Source organism: Streptomyces sp. NPDC006309, assembly GCF_040613095.1.
Lineage (GTDB): Bacteria > Actinomycetota > Actinomycetes > Streptomycetales > Streptomycetaceae > Streptomyces.
On the sequence record NZ_JBEXRO010000004.1, the window covers coordinates 398,359 to 417,741 of the forward strand.

Genomic DNA, 19,383 nt, shown 5'->3' on the forward strand with positions numbered 1-19,383 from the left:
CGCCAGGTGATCTTTGCTGTAAAGGCCCGGAACCCGGGGCGAACATCCGCGTTTTGCGGTTGTTTGCCCCATGAGGCTCCGGAGTCAAGCCTACGGCGTGTTAACGCGGTGCGTTACTCGCCCTTGGCCTTCGCGATGATCTCCTCGGCGACGTTCCGCGGAACCTCGGCGTAGGAGTCGAACTGCATCGAGTAGCTTGCGCGACCCGACGTCTTGCTGCGGAGGTCGCCGACGTAGCCGAACATCTCCGACAGGGGCACGAGGCCCTTCACGACGCGGGCACCAGCCCGCTCCTCCATGGCCTGGATCTGACCACGGCGGGAGTTGATGTCACCGATGACCTCGCCCATGTAGTCCTCGGGCGTGGTGACCTCGACGGCCATCATCGGCTCGAGCAGCACGGGGCTGGCCTTGCGCGCGGCCTCCTTGAAGGCCTGCGAACCGGCGATCTTGAAGGCGAGCTCGGAGGAGTCGACCTCGTGGTAGGCACCGTCGTGGAGGATGACGCGCACGCCGGTCATCTCGTAGCCGGCGAGGATGCCGAACTGCATGGCCTCCTGCGCACCGGCGTCCACCGAAGGGATGTACTCCTTCGGGATGCGGCCACCGGTCACCTTGTTCACGAACTCGTACGAGGTGTCGCCACCCTCGAGCGGCTCGATGCCGATCTGCACCTTCGCGAACTGACCGGTACCACCGGTCTGCTTCTTGTGGGTGTAGTCGACGCGCTCGACGGCCTTGCGGATCGTCTCGCGGTAGGCCACCTGCGGCTTGCCGACGTTGGCCTCGACCTTGAACTCACGGCGCATACGGTCGACCAGCACCTCGAGGTGCAGCTCGCCCATGCCACCGATGATGGTCTGGCCGGTCTCCTCGTCCGAGTGGACCTGGAAGGACGGGTCCTCCTCGGCCAGGCGCTGGATCGCGATGCCCAGCTTCTCCTGGTCGCCCTTCGACTTGGGCTCGATGGCGACCTGGATGACCGGCGCCGGGAAGTCCATGGACTCCAGGATCACCGGCTGCTTGTCGTCGCACAGCGTCTCGCCGGTCGTGGTCTGCTTCAGACCCATGACCGCGACGATGTCGCCGGCGCCCACCGCGTCGATCTCCTCACGCTTGTTGGCGTGCATGCGGTAGATCTTGCCGATGCGCTCCTTCTTGCCCTTGACGGAGTTCAGCACCGAGGTGCCGGACTCCAGGCGGCCGGAGTACACGCGGACGAAGGTGAGCTTGCCGAGGTGCGGGTCGCTCATGATCTTGAACGCCAGCGCCGACAGCGGCTCGTCGTCGGACGGCCTGCGCTTGACGACCGCCTCCGGGTCCTTGACGTCGTGGCCCTCGATGGCCTCGATGTCGACCGGGGACGGCAGGTAGCGCACGACCGCGTCGAGCAGGGGCTGGACGCCCTTGTTCTTGAACGCGGTGCCGCAGAACACCGGGGTCACCGTGGTGCCGGTGCCCTTGCCGGAGGCGATGGTGATACGACGGATCGCGGCGTACAGCTGCTCCACGGAAGGCTCCTCGCCCTCCAGGTACAGCTCCATGATCTCTTCGTCGTTCTCCGCGACGGCCTCGAGCAGCTTGCCGCGCCACTCCTCGGCAGCCTCGGTGTGCGTGGCCGGGATGTCGACGGTGTCGTACATCTCGCCCTTGGTGGCCTCGGCGGACCAGACGAGGGCCTTCATCGTCACGAGGTCGACGACGCCCTTGAAGTCGGCCTCGGCACCGATCGGGAGCTGCATGACGATCGGCTGAGCGCCGAGGCGGTCACTGATCATGTCGACGCAGCGGTGGAACTCGGCGCCGGTCCGGTCGAGCTTGTTGACGAAGCAGATGCGCGGGACGCCGTAGCGGTCCGCCTGACGCCACACGGTCTCGGACTGCGGCTCCACGCCGGCGACACCGTCGAACACCGTCACGGCACCGTCGAGCACGCGCAGCGAGCGCTCCACCTCGACGGTGAAGTCGACGTGGCCCGGGGTGTCGATGATGTTGATCGTGTGGTCGACGTCCTCCAGCGGCCAGTGACAGGTGGTGGCAGCAGAGGTGATCGTGATGCCACGCTCCTGCTCCTGCTCCATCCAGTCCATGGTCGCGGCGCCGTCGTGAACCTCACCGATCTTGTACGACACACCGGTGTAGAACAGGATCCGCTCGGTGGTGGTCGTCTTGCCCGCGTCGATGTGGGCCATGATCCCGATGTTGCGGACCTTGGCCAGGTCAAGTGAAGTGGTAGCCATAAGGCTTCAGTCTTCTCTCGGTCTCGATGTGGGTAGCGACTACCAGCGGTAGTGCGCGAAGGCCTTGTTGGACTCGGCCATCTTGTGGGTGTCCTCACGCTTCTTCACAGCGGCGCCGAGGCCGTTGGACGCGTCGAGGAGCTCGTTGAGCAGGCGCTCGGTCATGGTCTTCTCGCGACGGGCGCGGGAGTAACCGACGAGCCAGCGCAGCGCCAGGGTGTTGGCACGGCCCGGCTTGACCTCGACCGGCACCTGGTAGGTCGCGCCACCGACACGGCGGGACTTGACCTCGATGGTCGGCTTGATGTTCTCGAGCGCGCGCTTGAGCGTGATGACCGGGTCGTTGCTGGTCTTCTCGCGCAGGCCCTCCATGGCGCCGTACACGATGCGCTCGGCGGTGGAGCGCTTGCCGTTCAGCAGCACCTTGTTGATCAGCGACGTGACAAGAGGAGAACCGTAGACCGGGTCGATGATGACCGGGCGCTTCGGGGCGGGGCCCTTACGAGGCATTCTTACTTCTCCTTCTTGGCGCCGTAGCGGCTGCGGGCCTGCTTGCGGTTCTTGACACCCTGGGTGTCGAGCGAACCGCGGATGATCTTGTAGCGAACACCGGGCAGGTCCTTCACACGGCCGCCGCGCACGAGCACGATGGAGTGCTCCTGCAGGTTGTGTCCCTCACCCGGAATGTAAGCAGTGACCTCGATCCCGCTGGTCAGACGCACACGCGCGACCTTACGCAGGGCCGAGTTCGGCTTCTTCGGGGTGGTCGTGAACACACGCGTGCAGACGCCGCGACGCTGGGGAGAACCCTCGAGTGCGGGCGTCTTGTTCTTCTCGACCTTGTCCTGCCGGCCCTTCCGGACCAGCTGCTGGATCGTAGGCACTACTTCTCCGGTTTCTGTGTGCCGAATGGTGAAGCTAACCTGGAACGTCGCCGACCCACGCGGTCGGGTGTGTCGAATCCGCCGGATCCCCGCCGCGAGGCGGAAAGGGCGCAGATCACGGTGGCCGCTCACGGCTCGCCATGCGGTTCACAGGCACGCACAGGAGCCAGGGCACACCCCAGGCACAAGGTATGAGCGTACCTACCTCATTGGCTGCGGTCAAAACAAATGGGGTCGGCACCGGCACGCCGGACCTTGACAGTACGCCCGCGGGGGGCTCCAGGCGATCGCGGACCAGCCGGGAGTCCGTCCGGACCACCGTGCCGGCCCGGCCCCTCCTCGCACGTCAGGCGGCCGCTCAGCGGCCCGCAGGGCGGCTCGGGTCCCCGTGCCGCCCGGCGCCGGCCGCCCGGCCCCAGGACCCCGCCGCACACGCCGGAGGGCGGCCACCCCGTCAACGGGATGGCCGCCCTCCGGCTCACGCTCGCTTACTGGTTGTACGGACCGTAGTCGTAGTCCTCCAGCGGAACGGCCTGGCCGGAGCCCGTGCCGAACGGCGAGTAGTCGATGTCGTCGTAGCCGACGGCCGAGTACATCGCGGCCTTGGCCTCCTCGGTCGGCTCGACCCGGATGTTGCGGTAGCGGGACAGACCCGTACCGGCCGGGATGAGCTTACCGATGATGACGTTCTCCTTGAGGCCGATGAGGCTGTCGGACTTGGCGTTGATCGCCGCATCCGTCAGGACTCGGGTCGTCTCCTGGAAGGAGGCGGCCGACAGCCAGGACTCCGTCGCCAGCGAGGCCTTGGTGATACCCATCAGCTGCGGACGACCGGAGGCCGGGTGACCGCCCTCCTGGACCACACGACGGTTCTCCTGCTCGAAGCGGGAGCGCTCGACCAGCTCGCCGGGCAGCAGCTCGGCGTCACCGGACTCGATGATCGTCACACGGCGCAGCATCTGCCGGATGATGATCTCGATGTGCTTGTCGTGGATCGACACGCCCTGCGAGTTGTACACCTTCTGGACCTCGCCGACCAGGTGGACCTGGACGGCACGCTGACCCAGGATGCGCAGCACGTCGTGCGGGTTGGTGGCACCCACGGTGAGCTGCTGGCCGACCTCGACGTGGTCGCCCTCGCGGACCAGGACCTTGGCGCGCTTGGAGATCGGGTACGCCGTCTCCTCGCTGCCGTCGTCCGGGGTGACGATGAGCTTCTTCGTCTTCTCGGTCTCCTCGATCCGGACGCGGCCGGAGGCCTCGGAGATCGGGGCGACACCCTTGGGCGTACGGGCCTCGAACAGCTCGACGACACGCGGCAGACCCTGCGTGATGTCGTCACCGGCCACACCACCGGTGTGGAAGGTACGCATCGTCAGCTGGGTGCCGGGCTCACCGATGGACTGGGCGGCGATGATGCCGACCGCCTCACCGATGTCGACCAGCTTGCCGGTGGCCAGCGAACGGCCGTAGCACATCGCGCAGGTGCCGACGGCGGACTCGCAGGTCAGGACCGAGCGGGTCTTGACCTCCTCGATGCCGTGCCTGACCAGCTCGTCGATGAGCACGTCGCCCAGGTCGGTGCCGGCCGGGGCCAGCACCTTGCCGTCGACGACGATGTCCTCGGCGAGGCAGCGCGCGTACACGGACGTCTCGACGTCCTCCGCCTTGCGCAGCACACCGTCCGCGCCCCGCTCCGCGATGTGGAGCTTGAGGCCGCGCTCGGTGCCGCAGTCCTCCTCGCGGATGATGACGTCCTGGGAGACGTCGACCAGACGACGGGTGAGGTAACCCGAGTCGGCGGTACGCAGGGCGGTGTCCGCCAGACCCTTACGGGCACCGTGGGTGGAGATGAAGTACTCCAGCACGGACAGGCCCTCACGGAAGGAGGCCTTGATCGGACGCGGGATGGTCTCGTTCTTCGCGTTCGACACCAGACCGCGCATACCCGCGATCTGCCGCATCTGCATCATGTTTCCTCGGGCACCCGAGTCGACCATCATGAAGATGGGGTTGGTCTTGGGGAAGTTCTCGTTCATCGCCTCGGCGACCTCGTTGGTCGCCTTGGTCCAGATCGCGATGAGCTCCTGCGTGCGCTCTTCCTTGGTGATCAGACCGCGCTCGTACTGCTTCTGGACCTTCTCGTCCTGCGCCTCGTACCCCTTGACGATCTCCTTCTTCGCCTCGGGAACGACGACGTCGGAGATGGCCACGGTGACACCGGAACGGGTCGCCCAGAAGAAGCCGGCCGCCTTCAGGTTGTCGAGCGTCGCCGCCACGATGACCTTCGGGTAGCGCTCGGCCAGGTCGTTGACGATCTCGGAGAGCTGCTTCTTGCCCACCGAGTAGTCGACGAACGGGTAGTCCTCGGGCAGCAGCTCGTTGAAGAGCGCGCGGCCCAGGGTCGTGCGCAGCCGGAACGAGTCACCCTGCTGCCACTCGGGCTCACCCTCCTCGCGGGCCGGCGGGGTCCAGCCGCGCGGCGGGATGGTGCCCACCGGGAAGCGGATGTCGACCTGCGACTGGAGCGCCAGCTCGCCGGCGTCGAACGCCATGATCGCCTCGGCCGTGGAGCCGAACGCGCGGCCCTCGCCCTTGGTGTCACGCAGCTCGCCGTCGGTGGTGAGGAAGAACAGACCGAGGACCATGTCCTGGGTCGGCATCGTCACCGGGCGGCCGTCGGCCGGCTTGAGGATGTTGTTCGAGGACAGCATCAGGATGCGGGCCTCGGCCTGCGCCTCCGCGGACAGCGGCAGGTGCACGGCCATCTGGTCACCGTCGAAGTCCGCGTTGAACGCGGTGCAGACGAGCGGGTGGATCTGGATGGCCTTGCCCTCGACCAGCTGCGGCTCGAAGGCCTGGATGCCGAGGCGGTGCAGGGTGGGAGCACGGTTCAGCAGCACCGGGTGCTCGGCGATGACCTCTTCGAGGACGTCGTACACGACCGTACGGCCGCGCTCCACCATGCGCTTGGCGCTCTTGATGTTCTGCGCGTGGTTCAGGTCGACCAGGCGCTTCATCACGAACGGCTTGAAGAGCTCCAGCGCCATCGCCTTGGGCAGACCGCACTGGTGCAGCTTCAGCTGCGGGCCGACGACGATGACGGAACGCGCCGAGTAGTCGACTCGCTTGCCGAGCAGGTTCTGACGGAAGCGGCCCTGCTTGCCCTTCAGCATGTCGCTGAGGGACTTCAGGGGGCGGTTGCCGGGACCCGTGACCGGGCGGCCGCGGCGGCCGTTGTCGAACAGCGCGTCGACGGCCTCCTGGAGCATGCGCTTCTCGTTGTTCACGATGATCTCGGGCGCGCCGAGGTCGAGAAGCCGCTTCAGGCGGTTGTTGCGGTTGATGACACGGCGGTACAGGTCGTTCAGGTCGGAGGTCGCGAAGCGGCCACCGTCCAGCTGCACCATCGGACGCAGGTCCGGCGGGATGACCGGGACGCAGTCCAGGACCATGCCCTTGGGGCTGTTGGAGGTCTGGAGGAACGCGGAGACGACCTTCAGCCGCTTCAGGGCACGGGTCTTCTTCTGGCCCTTGCCCGTGCGGATGATCTCGCGAAGCCTCTCGGCCTCCTCGTCGAGGTCGAAGGACTCCAGGCGCTTCTGGAGCGCCGCGGCACCCATCGAGCCGTCGAAGTACGTGCCGAAGCGGTCACGCAGCTCGCGGTAGAGCAGCTCGTCGCCCTCGAGGTCCTGGACCTTGAGGTTCTTGAACCGGTTCCACACCTCGTCGAGGCGGTCGATCTCGCGCTGCGCACGGTCACGCAGCTGCTTCATCTCGCGCTCGGCACCCTCGCGCACCTTGCGGCGCACGTCGGCCTTGGCGCCCTCGGCCTCCAGCTCGGCCAGGTCGGTCTCGAGCTTCTTGGCGCGGGTCTCCAGGTCGGCGTCCCGGCGGTTCTCGATCTGCTGGCGCTCGACGGAGACGTGCGCCTCCAGGGAGGGCAGGTCGCGGGTACGGCGCTCGTCGTCGACGTACGTGATCATGTACGCCGCGAAGTAGATGACCTTCTCGAGGTCCTTGGGAGCCAGGTCGAGCAGGTAGCCCAGCCGGCTCGGGACACCCTTGAAGTACCAGATGTGCGTGACGGGGGCGGCCAGTTCGATGTGACCCATCCGCTCACGGCGCACCTTGGCACGGGTGACCTCGACGCCGCAGCGCTCGCAGATGATGCCCTTGAAGCGGACGCGCTTGTACTTGCCGCAGTAGCACTCCCAGTCCCGGGTCGGACCGAAGATCTTCTCGCAGAAGAGTCCGTCCTTCTCGGGCTTGAGGGTGCGGTAGTTGATGGTCTCGGGCTTCTTGACCTCGCCGTGGCTCCACTGACGGATGTCGTCAGCGGTAGCCAGACCGATCCGGAGCTCATCGAAGAAGTTGACGTCGAGCACTATGCGTCAATCCCTCTCAGGGTTGTTAAGTCTGTGGTCTGAAACGGGGGCCTGGGGGTCGGCGGGGCCCTGTGCGAAAGGGCCCCGCCGGACTCCCGTCAGACCTCTTCGACGCTGCTCGGCTCGCGCCGCGACAGGTCGATACCGAGCTCCTCCGCAGCGCGGAAGACGTCCTCGTCGGTGTCGCGCATCTCGATGGACATGCCGTCCGAGGACAGCACCTCCACGTTGAGGCACAGGGACTGCATTTCCTTGATGAGCACCTTGAAGGACTCGGGAATGCCGGGTTCCGGAATGTTCTCGCCCTTGACGATGGCCTCGTAGACCTTCACACGGCCGGTGACGTCGTCGGACTTGATGGTCAGCAGCTCCTGGAGGGCGTACGCGGCGCCGTAGGCCTCGAGTGCCCACACCTCCATCTCGCCGAACCGCTGGCCACCGAACTGGGCCTTACCACCCAGCGGCTGCTGGGTGATCATCGAGTACGGACCGGTCGACCGGGCGTGGAGCTTGTCGTCGACCAGGTGGTGGAGCTTCAGGATGTACATGTACCCGACCGAGATCGGGTCCGGGAACGGCTCACCGCTGCGGCCGTCGAACAGCCGCGCCTTGCCGGTCGGGAGCACCATGCGCTCGCCGTCCCGGTTCGGGATGGTGTGCTGGAGCAGACCGGCCAGCTCGTCCTCGCGGGCACCGTCGAAGACCGGGGTGGCGACGTTGGTGCCGGGGTCGACCTGGTCGGCGCCGATGACCTGGAGACGCTGGGCCCACTCGTCGGCGAGACCGGAGACGTCCCAGCCGCGGCTGGCGAGCCAGCCGAGGTGGATCTCCAGGACCTGTCCCGGGTTCATGCGGGACGGCACACCCAGCGGGTTGAGGATGATGTCGACCGGGGTGCCGTCCTCCAGGAACGGCATGTCCTCGATCGGCAGGATCTTGGAGATGACACCCTTGTTGCCGTGGCGGCCGGCGAGCTTGTCACCGTCGGTGATCTTGCGCTTCTGCGCGACGTAGACGCGGACCAGCTGGTTCACGCCCGGCGGCAGCTCGTCGCCCTCCTCGCGGTCGAAGAGGCGCACGCCGATGACCTTGCCGATCTCGCCGTGCGGCACCTTCAGCGAGGTGTCACGGACCTCACGGGCCTTCTCACCGAAGATCGCGCGCAGCAGGCGCTCCTCGGGGGTCAGCTCGGTCTCGCCCTTGGGCGTGACCTTGCCGACGAGGATGTCGCCGGCGACGACCTCGGCACCGATGCGGATGATGCCGCGCTCGTCGAGGTCGGCGAGGACCTCCTCGGAGACGTTCGGGATGTCCCGGGTGATCTCCTCGGGGCCGAGCTTGGTGTCACGGGCGTCGACCTCGTGCTCCTCGATGTGGATCGAGGAGAGGACGTCGTCCTGCACGAGGCGCTGCGACAGGATGATCGCGTCCTCGTAGTTGTGACCCTCCCACGGCATGAACGCCACGAGCAGGTTCTTGCCGAGGGCCATCTCGCCGTTCTCGGTGGCCGGACCGTCGGCGAGGACCTGGCCCTCGATGATCCGGTCGCCCTCGTTGACGATGACCTTCTGGTTGACCGAGGTGCCCTGGTTGGAGCGGGCGAACTTGGCCAGGCGGTACGTGATGTACGTGCCGTCGTCGTTGGCGGTGGTGATGTAGTCCGCGGAGACCTCCTGGACCACACCCGCCTTCTCGGCCTTGACCACGTCGCCGGCGTCGACGGCGGAGCGGTACTCCATGCCGGTGCCGACGAGCGGGGACTCGGACTTGATCAGCGGCACGGCCTGCCGCATCATGTTCGCGCCCATGAGGGCACGGTTGGCGTCGTCGTGCTCCAGGAAGGGGATCATGGCGGTCGCGACCGACACCATCTGGCGCGGCGAGACGTCCATGTAGTCCACGTCCTCGGGGCCGACGTAGTCGACCTCGCCGCCACGGCGGCGGACCAGCACGCGGGCCTCGGCGAATCGCATGTCGTCACCGAGCGTGGCGTTGGCCTGCGCGATGACGAAGCGGTCCTCCTCGTCGGCGGTCAGGTAGTCGACGTCGTCGGTGACCTGGCCGTCGATGACCTTGCGGTACGGGGTCTCGACGAAGCCGAACGCGTTGACCCGGCCGTAGGAGGCGAGCGAGCCGATCAGGCCGATGTTCGGGCCTTCCGGCGTCTCGATCGGGCACATGCGGCCGTAGTGCGAGGGGTGCACGTCACGGACCTCGAAGCCGGCCCGCTCACGGGAGAGACCACCCGGGCCGAGCGCCGACAGGCGGCGCTTGTGGGTGAGACCCGACAGCGGGTTGTTCTGGTCCATGAACTGCGACAGCTGGCTGGTGCCGAAGAACTCCTTGATGGAGGCGACGACCGGCCGGATGTTGATCAGGGTCTGCGGCGTGATCGCCTCGACGTCCTGGGTCGTCATGCGCTCGCGGACGACGCGCTCCATACGCGCCAGGCCCGTGCGGACCTGGTTCTGGATGAGCTCGCCGACGCTGCGCAGACGACGGTTGCCGAAGTGGTCGATGTCATCGGTCTCGACGACGATCGAGTCGCCGTTGTCACCGGTGGTCTCGGTCTCGCCGGCGTGCAGCTGCACCAGGTACTTGATCGTCGAGATGATGTCCTCGACGGTCAGGATGCCCGCGTCGAGCGGGGCGTCCGCACCCAGCTTCTTGTTGACCTTGTAGCGGCCGACCTTGGCGAGGTCGTAGCGCTTGGGGTTGAAGTAGAGGTTCTCCAGCAGCGTCTGCGCGGCCTCACGCGTGGGGGGCTCGCCCGGACGCAGCTTGCGGTAGATGTCGAGCAGCGCGTCGTCCTGGCCCTGGGTGTGGTCCTTCTCCAGGGTGGCGCGCATCGACTCGTACTCCCCGAACTCCTCGAGGATCTGCTCGGTCGTCCAGCCGAGCGCCTTGAGCAGCACGGTGACCGACTGCTTGCGCTTGCGGTCGATGCGGACACCGACCATGTCGCGCTTGTCGATCTCCATCTCCAGCCAGGCACCCCGGGAAGGGATGATCTTGGCGGAGAAGATGTCCTTGTCGGACGTCTTGTCGATGTTGGAATCGAAGTAGACACCGGGGGAACGAACCAGCTGGGACACCACGACACGCTCGGTGCCGTTGATGACGAAGGTGCCCTTGTTCGTCATGAGCGGGAAGTCGCCCATGAAGACGGTCTGGGACTTGATCTCGCCGGTCTCGTTGTTGGTGAACTCAGCCGTGACGAAGAGCGGGGCGGCGTACGTGAAGTCGCGCTCCTTGCACTCGTCGATGGAGTTCTTGGGAGGCTCGAAGCGGTGGTCGCGGAACGTCAGCGACATCGACCCGGAGAAGTCCTCGATCGGGGAGATCTCCTCGAAGATCTCCTCGAGGCCGGACTTGGTGGGGACGTCCTGACCGGACTCCAGAGCCGCCTCGACGCGAGCCTTCCAGGCGTCGTTGCCGAGCAGCCAGTCGAAGCTCTCGGTTTGCAGCGCGAGAAGGTTCGGAACCTCGAGGGGCTCCTTGATCTTTGCAAAGGAAATGCGCAGCGGGGCGGTGCTGGCGCCGTTGTTCATATTCGCGGTCGAGGCAGTGCGCGAGGCGGCCAAGAGGGGGTCCTTCCGAGGGCTCGGACTCACTACGCGCGTACCGGTCCCTCTCGTGCACAGAGACGGAAACCCCAGGTCGGGGGGCTCTGGTCGACTGTGCTCAAGAGAGGGCAGACCCCTGGTGACGGGCAGGGGACAGCTAACAGGCAGCGCAAAGGGTCAGTGTAGCCACTTGGCACACTGATGTCCAATGCGGGTTTTCGAAGACCCTCGTTGTCGTCACCCTCGTCGTCGTCAGCGCCCTCGGCATCCTGCCCTCAACGCACGTTGATACTGCCCTCTTCGTCGTCGATCCATGCCTCGGATCCGGATCCTTGTGACGACGCGTCCTGAGAATTGCGCGCTGCGTGCGGTTCGTCAAGGCCCCCCAGCCGGAAGCCGGCCCTCCGGAGACACGACGAAGATCACCATACCCCCCGCCGTAGCGGGTGCAAGGTAACCGTGGTCGGCTCCCCGGATACGCCGAAGAGCGACCACCCGGATGGATGATCGCTCTTCGGTACGTTCGCGTTACAGCCTCCGGGGCACTGACTTCAGCGCCCCGGCGAACCGTGTGCGGCGTGTGTTCGGATCCTGCGGACCCGAAGGGTGTTACTTGACCTCGACGGAGGCGCCGGCGCCCTTGAGGGACTCGGCGGCCTTCTCGGCGGCGTCCTTGGCGACCTTCTCGAGGACGGGCTTCGGGGCGCCGTCCACGAGGTCCTTGGCCTCCTTCAGACCCAGGGAGGTCAGCTCACGCACGACCTTGATGACCTGGATCTTCTTCTCGCCGGCGCCGGTGAGGATGACGTCGAACTCGTCCTTCTCCTCCTCGGCCTCGGCAGCGGCGCCACCAGCGGCACCGCCGGCGACGACGACCGGCGCGGCAGCGGCGGCGGTGACGTCGAACTTGTCCTCGAAGGCCTTCACGAACTCAGAGAGCTCGATGAGGGTCATCTCCTCGAACTGAGCAAGCAGCTCGTCCTGGGTGAGCTTCGCCATGGTGGCGGTCCTTCCACTCAAATCGGCAGGTGCCGGATGTACTGGATAAGGCGGGCGTACGTCGGCCCGCTGCGACCCACGCCTGTGGTGCGGGTCAGAAAGCGAGCCGAATTACTCGGCACCGCCCTGCTCGGCCTGCTTGGCGCGCAGCGCGTCCACGGTGCGGACGAGCTTCGACGGCAGCGCCTGGAAGACGGAGGCAGCCTGGGACTGCTTCCCCTTGAAGGCACCGGCCAGCTTGCTGAGCAGAACCTCGCGGGACTCGAGGTCCGCAAGCTTCTTGATCTCGTCGGGCGACAGCGCCTTACCGTCAAGGACACCGCCCTTGATGACGAGATTCGGGTTGTCCTTGGCGAAGTCACGGAGACCCTTCGCCGACTCCACCGGGTCACCGGTGACGAAGGCGACTGCCGTCGGACCGTTGAACAGGTCGTCCAGCGTCGTGATCCCGGCCTCGTTGGCCGCAATCTTGGTCAGCGTGTTCTTCACCACGGCGTACTGAGCGTTCTCACCGAGCGACCGGCGCAGGTTCTTGAGCTGCGCCACGGTGAGACCGCGGTACTCGGTAAGCACGGCAGCGTTGGAGTTGCGGAACTGCTCCGTCAACTCGGCCACTGCGGCAGCCTTGTCGGGCCTCGCCATAGAGCCTCGGCCTCCTTCCGGGTGATTCTGACCGCGCGGACCCGAAGGAGGACTGGGAAAACGAAACGCCCCGGCGCAGGCGCACGGGGCGTACTCAACCGGCTGCACACGCCATGGCGTGTGTTTCCAGGAGATCTTCCACGGTCACCTGCGCGGGTCGTCCACTTGTCAGCGGATCCTTCGGCCACCGCACCCTCATTCGAGCGCACGGCAACGACCAGCGGTCTTTGGCTTCTTCAGAAGAGTACGGGACCGGGACGCTGTCGAGCAAATCGGCCCGTTCGGGGCCGGGCACGGCCTCCGGCCGGGAGCCTGCGGGACGGCTTCCTGCCGGTGCGCCGCACGGCTGGCGGCGGGTGCGGGCCGCGGCTCCTGCCGACGCGCCGCACGGCCTGGTGCCGAACGACCTGCGGATTCTGCCGGTGCACAGCACGGCCTGGTGTTGAACGACCTGCGGCTTCTGCCGGTGCACAGCACGGCCCTGGTGCCGGACCGACCTGCGGCTTCCTGCCGGCGCGCCGCACGAGCGGCGGCGGGTGCGGGCCGCGGCTCCTGCCGGTGCGGCCTGCGGCTCGCTGCCGGCACCGCCGCGCGGCCGGGTGGCGGTGTTCCGCGCGGCCGGGTGCCGGTGGGGCCTGCGGTTGTCTGCCGGTGCGGCCTGCGGCTCGCTGCCGGCACCGCCGCGCGGCCGGATGCGGGTGTTCCGCGCGGCCGGGTGCCGGTGGGCCGTTGTCCCCACCGGGCCGGTGTGCGGTGGGGACCGGGGCGCGGGCGGACCGGTGTGCGGCGGGCATGTGCCCCCGGGGCCGGGGCGCGGGCGGACCGGTGTGCGGCGGGCATGTGCCCCCGGGGCCGGGGCCCGGCCCGGAGGGCGGTGGCGGTGTTTCCTGCGCCGCCTGCGCCCGGCCGGGCGCTTGGGCGATGCGTGCGGGCGACGTACGCCGTGTTCACGGCCGGGGGCGGTCACCGCGGCCCCGGCGCGGGCACGGACCCGGGGCCGGGCCCGTGCTCACGTCGCTGGTCAGGAGACGGTGCCGGTACCGGTGCCGGACTTCAGGAGGTCGGCGAAGTCCTTGGTGTCGCTCGCCGGAGGCGCCTCGGCGGTGACCTTCACGCCGTAGTCGCTGAAGAAGGTGGTGTTCGTCATGGCACCGTTGGCCGTGTCGGCCTTCTCGGTCTTCTTGACGAGCAGGTCGTCGCCGTTGATCCACAGGTCGACGGTCTCGGTGGTGACGCCCGCCTGGGTCAGCTGCTTCTTCAGGGCCGACAGCTGCTCGGCGCTGAGGTCGCTGGTCTTCCCCGCGAGGTCGGCGACGTTCACCTTGCCCGAGTAGTGCGTGGTGTGGACGCCGGAAACCGTCTCCTCGCCGACCTTCTTGACGTCGCCCGAGGCCAGCAGCAGCTTCACGGACTGGTTCGGCGTGGCGTTCTGGATCTGGTCCTTCATGTACGAACCGGAGGCGCCGCCGAGCTTGGCGAGGTCCTCGTAGGAGTACCTGAGCCAGTGCTTGCCGCCCGTCTGCTGGGCGTACGCGTCGCTCATGTGCGCGTAGTAGGCGTCCGGCAGATACCGGGCCTCCATCGACGAGGTGCCGGCCTTCTTCATCATCTCGGCCATCTGGCCGCCGGTGTACGTGATGGTGAGGTTGCCCTTGAGGCCGCCGGACCAGGTCAGCGCGCCGTTCGCGGTCATCGCCATGAGCTTGCCGACGGACGTGCTGGAGCGCACCTTGGCCGAGTCGGCCTTGTCGGTGGACTGCTCGGCGGCGCGCAGGGCGGCTATGGGGCTGACATGCGTCACGCCCTTGCCGGCCGCGTCGCCTCCGTCCTTGTCCGAGTGCGAGGAGCCGCAGGCGGCCACCCCGGTCAGTGCGGCCGCCACCGCGATGGAAAGAGTCGTACGGCGCACGGTCGTGCTGTTCATCTGGTCCCGCCCCTGTTGGAGTCCTGTGCCTGCACCGTAACCCAGGCCACTGACAGTCGTACGAAAGGTCGCACAAAGAAAGGACGGACCCCGCACCTCGAAGGTTGCAGGGCCCGCCCTTTTCTTACGCGTACCTGACGCGGCTACCGGGCTGAGCGGAGGGCTCAGACGGCGGCCGGGTCCTCCTCGACGAGGAGGTTGCGGGTGCGGTTCGGGTCGACCGGGACACCGGGGCCGATCGTGCTGCTGATCGCGGCCTTCTTGATGTAGCGGCCCTTGGCGGCGGACGGCTTCAGCCGGAGGATCTCCTCCAGCGCGGCGCCGTAGTTCTCCACCAGCTTGGTGTCGTCGAACGACGTCTTGCCGATGATGAAGTGCAGGTTCGAGTGCTTGTCGACGCGGAACTCGATCTTGCCGCCCTTGATCTCGGTCACGGCCTTGGCGGTGTCCGGGGTCACGGTGCCGGTCTTCGGGTTCGGCATCAGACCACGCGGGCCGAGGACGCGGCCGAGACGGCCGACCTTGCCCATGAGGTCCGGGGTGGCGACGACGGCGTCGAAGTCCAGACGGCCCTTCGCCACCTCGTCGATCAGCTCGTCGGCGCCGACGATGTCGGCGCCCGCGGCACGCGCGGCCTCGGCACGGTCGCCGGTCGCGAAGACCAGGACCCGGGCGGTCTTACCGGTGCCGTGCGGAAGGTTCACGGTGCCACGGACCATCTGGTCGGCCTTACGCGGGTCGACACCCAGACGGAAGGCGACCTCGACGGTGCCGTCGAACTTGGACGTGGAGGTCTCCTTGGCGAGACGGACGGCCTCGAGCGGGGCGTACAGCTTCTCCCGGTCGATCTTGGCGTCCGCAGCGCGGAGAGCCTTGCTGCGCTTGCTCACAACTTGCTCCTGTGTGTTCTGAAAGGAGTCGTGGTCCCTGGGCCGAGCAGGCCCTGCCACGTGCGACCGGCTACGGCCGCATGACTGCTGGGGGTGGGGTTCAGCCCTCGACCGTGATGCCCATGGAGCGGGCGGTGCCGGCGATGATCTTCGACGCGGCGTCCAGGTCGTTGGCGTTCAGGTCGGGCATCTTGGTCTCGGCGATCTCGCGGACCTGCGCCTGGGTGATCTTGGCGACCTTGGTCTTGTGCGGCTCGCCCGAGCCCTTCTCGACCCCAGCGGCCTTGAGGATCATCTTCGCGGCCGGCGGCGTCTTGGTGACGAAGGTGAAGGAGCGGTCCTCGTAGACCGTGATCTCCACCGGGATCACCCAGCCACGCTGCGACTCGGTCGCGGCGTTGTAGGCCTTGCAGAACTCCATGATGTTGACGCCGTGCTGGCCCAGTGCGGGGCCGACCGGCGGAGCCGGGTTCGCCGCACCGGCGTTGATCTGGAGCTTGATAAGCCCCGTGATCTTCTTCTTCTTGGGAGGCATGCTCTCTCCGGGTCCTTGCTGAGAGGTTGACTGCCATCCGCGTCATCCGGATCCATGCCGTGCACGATCCCGCAGATGGCATACCGCACAACGATAGCCGCTGTCCCCTCGGGACAAGAAATCGTCCAGGTCAGGCGGCTTGCGCGGACCCTCCGGGCCGTCGGCCGCGCGGCTCCGGCGGGCAGCACGGGCGGGGGCGTAGGCGTACCGGCCGGGGTCCGGCGCACTCGGGGCCCCGGCGTACGACTCGTTGCCGCTCACCGGGTGCGGCCCTCGAGGGGCCGCAGGCACCCGCTGCGCACACGCCGAGGGCGCCCCGGCCCGGTTGTCACCGGTGGGGCGCCCTCGGGGCGATGCTCAGTTCTTCTGGATCTGGTCGAAGGACAGCTCGACCGGCGTCTCGCGGCCGAAGATCTCCACGAGGCCCTTGACCTTCTTCGAGTCGGGGTTGATCTCGTTGATGGTCGCCTGGAGCGTGGCGAACGGGCCGTCGGTGACGGTGACCGAGTCGCCGACCTCGAAGTCCAGCACCTGGACCTCGAGCTTGCGCTGCGGGGCGGGCTTGCCCTCGGCCTCGGCGGCCTCGCGGGCGGCCTTCTCCTCGGCCTCCGGGGCGAGCATCTTGACGATCTCGTCCAGGGTCAGCGGGTACGGGTCGTAGGCGTTGCCGACGAAGCCGGTGACGCCCGGGGTGTTGCGGACGACGCCCCAGGACTCGTTGGTGAGGTCCATGCGGACCAGGACGTAACCCGGCAGCTTGTTCTGCTTGATCGTCTTGCGGTCGCCGTTCTTGATCTGGACGACCTCTTCCTGCGGCACCTCGGCCTGGAAGATGTAGTCCTCGACGTTCAGCGAGACGGCGCGCTGCTCCAGGTTGGTCTTCACGCGGTTCTCGTAACCGGCGTAGGTGTGGATGACGTACCACTCGCCGGGCAGGGAGCGCAGCTCTTCACGCAGGGCCTGGACCGGGTCGACGGGCGCGGCCGGCTCCTCGTCGGCAACCTCCGCGACGGCGTCCTCGTCGGTCTCGCCGACGGGGGCGTCCTCGTCGGCTTCCGCGACGGCGGTCTCCTCGTCGGCCTCGTCGGCGTCATCGCCGTCTTCGTCCTCGACGTGCAGAGCGGCCTCTTCGGCCGGCTCGCCCGACTCGGCCTCGGCAGCCTCGAACTCGTCCTGTTCGTCCGCGCCCTCGACGATGTCGAGTTCGTCATCCACCGACTTGTCCGGCTCGATGGCGTCGTTCAGGTTCGGGTCAGACACGATGGCTGCTTCTTCCTGGATACATAGGGGTGGAACATGCGAAAACGGGCGCCGGTACCACGGCGCCCTTCGCTTTTGGCTCAGCCGAAAACGTACTTGGCCGCGTGGTTGAGCCCATAGTCAATCACGGTCACCAGCGCGATCATGATGGCGACGAAGAAGATCACCACGGTGGTGTACGACGTCAGCTGGTTGCGTGACGGCCAGACGACCTTGCGGAGTTCCGCGACGATCTGGCGGTAGAAGGTGGCCAGGCGCTTCAGCGGGCCCTTCTTGGCGCGCTTGCCGCCCTTGCGGGCCTTCTTGGACTCGGGCACCTCGTCCTGGGCATCAGGCGTATCGATGGAGCCCACGGCGTCCGTCATAGTCCTCACCTGATCCCGGGTCGTGGCCGTGCCGCGCCCGGTTTCTGAGCCGCACGGCGGTGCATTGCTGGACGTACATGCGCACACATCCTGGCGGTGTGTGTAGCAGGGCCGGAGGGACTTGAACCCCCAACCGCTGGTTTTGGAGACCAGTGCTCTACCAATTGAGCTACGACCCTTTGTTTGCCCACCAACGTACCGCATCCGTCCGGATGCTCGGTGTGCACCGGCTGGAACACGGCTGCTGAAGGCCAACGAGGTGAGAGTGTACGTGGTCCGCGGCCCGGCGTCGAACAGAAAGCGCCCGTCCGGAACGCCGTGACCGAAGATCGTCCTGGCCGGGGGCCGGATTCGGACCCGTGTTCACGACTCGACCCGTGGCTGTTCAGTCTGTGAAACCCGTGTGCCGGGGACATTTCCGGTCTGGAACGATGGGCGGCATGAGCGCTGCAACCCCTCCCACCGAGCGCCGGGTCTCCGCCCGCGTCGGCGCGATCTCCGAGTCCGCCACCCTCGCCGTGGATGCCAAGGCCAAGGCCCTGAAGGCCGCCGGTCGTCCGGTGATCGGCTTCGGCGCCGGTGAGCCCGACTTCCCGACCCCTGACTACATCGTCGAGGCGGCCGTCGAGGCCTGCAAGAACCCCAAGTACCACCGATACACGCCGGCCGGCGGCCTGCCCGAGCTGAAGGCCGCGATCGCCGCGAAGACGCTGCGCGACTCCGGCTGGGAGCCCGACGTCTCCCAGATCCTCGTCACCAACGGCGGCAAGCAGGCCATCTACGAGGCGTTCGCCGCCATCCTCGACCCGGGCGACGAGGTCATCGTCCCGGCCCCGTACTGGACGACGTACCCGGAATCGATCCGTCTCGCCGGCGGCGTCCCGGTGGAGATCGTCGCCGACGAGACGACGGGCTACCGGGTCTCGGTCGAGCAGCTGGAGGCGGCGCGCACGGAGAAGACGAAGGTCGTGCTGTTCGTCTCCCCGTCCAACCCGACCGGCGCGGTGTACTCCGAGGCCGAGACCGAGGCGATCGGCCGCTGGGCCGTCGAGCACGGCCTGTGGGTGCTGACCGACGAGATCTATGAGCACCTGGTCTACGGCGACGCCGTCTCCGTGTCGCTGCCCGCGCTCCTGCCCGAGCTGCGCGACAAGTGCATCGTGGTCAACGGTGTGGCGAAGACGTACGCCATGACCGGCTGGCGCGTGGGCTGGGTCATCGGCCCGAAGGACGTGGTCAAGGCCGCGACGAACCTTCAGTCGCACGCCACCTCCAACGTCTCCAACGTGGCCCAGGTGGCCGCGCTGGCCGCCGTGTCCGGCGGTCTGGAGGCCGTGGCGCAGATGCGCGAGGCCTTCGACCGGCGCCGCAGGACCGTCGTGCGGATGCTCAACGAGATCGACGGCGTGGTCTGCCCGGAGCCCGAGGGCGCCTTCTACGCCTACCCGTCGGTCAAGGGGCTGCTCGGCAAGGAGATCCGCGGCAAGCGCCCGCAGGACACCGTCGAGCTGGCCGCGCTGATCCTGGAGGAGGCCGAGGTCGCGGTCGTCCCGGGTGAGGCCTTCGGCACGCCGGGCTACCTGCGGCTGTCGTACGCGCTCGGTGACGAGGACCTCGTCGAGGGCGTGAGCCGGATGCAGAAGCTCCTGGCGGAGGCGCGGGACTAGTTCCTCTCCTTACCCTCCACGCG

13 protein-coding genes and 1 tRNA gene are annotated in these 19,383 nt (G+C 67.5%); 1 reads left to right on the forward strand and 13 read right to left on the reverse strand.

Going from position 1 to position 19,383, the window contains the following annotated elements:
• Positions 1–113 precede the first annotated feature (113 nt).
• The 13 genes from fusA to ABZ117_RS08950 form a co-directional block, all read right to left on the reverse strand.
• Entirely contained in the window at positions 114–2,240 is a 2,127-nt protein-coding gene (fusA, locus tag ABZ117_RS08890) for an elongation factor G (protein ID WP_356818741.1), read from the reverse strand.
• Positions 2,241–2,279: 39 nt separating this feature from the next.
• A complete protein-coding gene (gene rpsG / locus ABZ117_RS08895; RefSeq protein ID WP_121787381.1) occupies positions 2,280–2,750 on the reverse strand; it encodes a 30S ribosomal protein S7 in 471 nt (156 codons plus the stop codon).
• Positions 2,751–2,752: 2 nt separating this feature from the next.
• A complete protein-coding gene (rpsL, locus tag ABZ117_RS08900) occupies positions 2,753–3,124 on the reverse strand; it encodes a 30S ribosomal protein S12 (RefSeq protein ID WP_003948652.1) in 372 nt (123 codons plus the stop codon).
• A 488-nt stretch (positions 3,125–3,612) separates the two neighbouring features.
• On the reverse strand, positions 3,613–7,512 hold the full coding sequence (locus ABZ117_RS08905) for a DNA-directed RNA polymerase subunit beta' (protein WP_356818743.1): 3,900 nt from the start codon (positions 7,510–7,512) through the stop codon (positions 3,613–3,615).
• A 98-nt stretch (positions 7,513–7,610) separates the two neighbouring features.
• Positions 7,611–11,096, reverse strand: coding sequence for a DNA-directed RNA polymerase subunit beta (gene rpoB, locus ABZ117_RS08910; RefSeq protein WP_356818745.1), 3,486 nt, complete (start codon positions 11,094–11,096; stop codon positions 7,611–7,613).
• A 591-nt stretch (positions 11,097–11,687) separates the two neighbouring features.
• Positions 11,688–12,077: a 50S ribosomal protein L7/L12 gene (gene rplL, locus ABZ117_RS08915; protein ID WP_121787384.1), complete on the reverse strand. Its 390-nt coding sequence runs from the start codon at positions 12,075–12,077 to the stop codon at positions 11,688–11,690.
• A 111-nt stretch (positions 12,078–12,188) separates the two neighbouring features.
• Positions 12,189–12,719: a 50S ribosomal protein L10 gene (gene rplJ / locus ABZ117_RS08920; protein ID WP_356818747.1), complete on the reverse strand. Its 531-nt coding sequence runs from the start codon at positions 12,717–12,719 to the stop codon at positions 12,189–12,191.
• Between the two features lie 1,021 nt (positions 12,720–13,740).
• Positions 13,741–14,643 (reverse strand): hypothetical protein, encoded by a 903-nt coding sequence (locus ABZ117_RS08925; protein WP_356818749.1) that lies wholly within the window; start codon positions 14,641–14,643, stop codon positions 13,741–13,743.
• 164 nt (positions 14,644–14,807) lie between these two features.
• Complete coding sequence (gene rplA, locus ABZ117_RS08930; RefSeq protein WP_356818751.1) at positions 14,808–15,533, reverse strand: 50S ribosomal protein L1; 726 nt, start codon at positions 15,531–15,533, stop codon at positions 14,808–14,810.
• A gap of 100 nt (positions 15,534–15,633) precedes the next feature.
• Positions 15,634–16,068: a 50S ribosomal protein L11 gene (gene rplK, locus ABZ117_RS08935; protein ID WP_121787388.1), complete on the reverse strand. Its 435-nt coding sequence runs from the start codon at positions 16,066–16,068 to the stop codon at positions 15,634–15,636.
• A gap of 357 nt (positions 16,069–16,425) precedes the next feature.
• Entirely contained in the window at positions 16,426–17,328 is a 903-nt protein-coding gene (gene nusG / locus ABZ117_RS08940; RefSeq protein ID WP_356818753.1) for a transcription termination/antitermination protein NusG, read from the reverse strand.
• 80 nt (positions 17,329–17,408) lie between these two features.
• A complete protein-coding gene (gene secE / locus ABZ117_RS08945) occupies positions 17,409–17,693 on the reverse strand; it encodes a preprotein translocase subunit SecE (RefSeq protein WP_121787390.1) in 285 nt (94 codons plus the stop codon).
• A 106-nt stretch (positions 17,694–17,799) separates the two neighbouring features.
• Positions 17,800–17,872, reverse strand: a tRNA-Trp gene (locus ABZ117_RS08950).
• 261 nt (positions 17,873–18,133) lie between these two features.
• On the opposite strand from ABZ117_RS08950, the gene ABZ117_RS08955 reads away from it, so the two are divergent.
• The gene (locus ABZ117_RS08955; protein ID WP_356818755.1) at positions 18,134–19,360 is read left to right on the forward strand and encodes a pyridoxal phosphate-dependent aminotransferase; all 1,227 of its coding nucleotides are present in this window, start codon (positions 18,134–18,136) and stop codon (positions 19,358–19,360) included.
• The last annotated feature ends 23 nt before the right edge of the window (positions 19,361–19,383 follow it).

Coding starts and splice junctions, on each gene's coding strand:
- fusA (WP_356818741.1), bottom strand. CDS start 2,240: ATGGCTACCACTTCACTTGACCTGGCCAAGGTCCGCAACATCGGGATC.
- rpsG (WP_121787381.1), bottom strand. CDS start 2,750: ATGCCTCGTAAGGGCCCCGCCCCGAAGCGCCCGGTCATCATCGACCCG.
- rplL (WP_121787384.1), bottom strand. CDS start 12,077: ATGGCGAAGCTCACCCAGGACGAGCTGCTTGCTCAGTTCGAGGAGATG.
- rplJ (WP_356818747.1), bottom strand. CDS start 12,719: ATGGCGAGGCCCGACAAGGCTGCCGCAGTGGCCGAGTTGACGGAGCAG.
- ABZ117_RS08925 (WP_356818749.1), bottom strand. CDS start 14,643: ATGAACAGCACGACCGTGCGCCGTACGACTCTTTCCATCGCGGTGGCG.
- rplK (WP_121787388.1), bottom strand. CDS start 16,068: ATGCCTCCCAAGAAGAAGAAGATCACGGGGCTTATCAAGCTCCAGATC.
- secE (WP_121787390.1), bottom strand. CDS start 17,693: ATGACGGACGCCGTGGGCTCCATCGATACGCCTGATGCCCAGGACGAG.
- ABZ117_RS08955 (WP_356818755.1), top strand. CDS start 18,134: ATGAGCGCTGCAACCCCTCCCACCGAGCGCCGGGTCTCCGCCCGCGTC.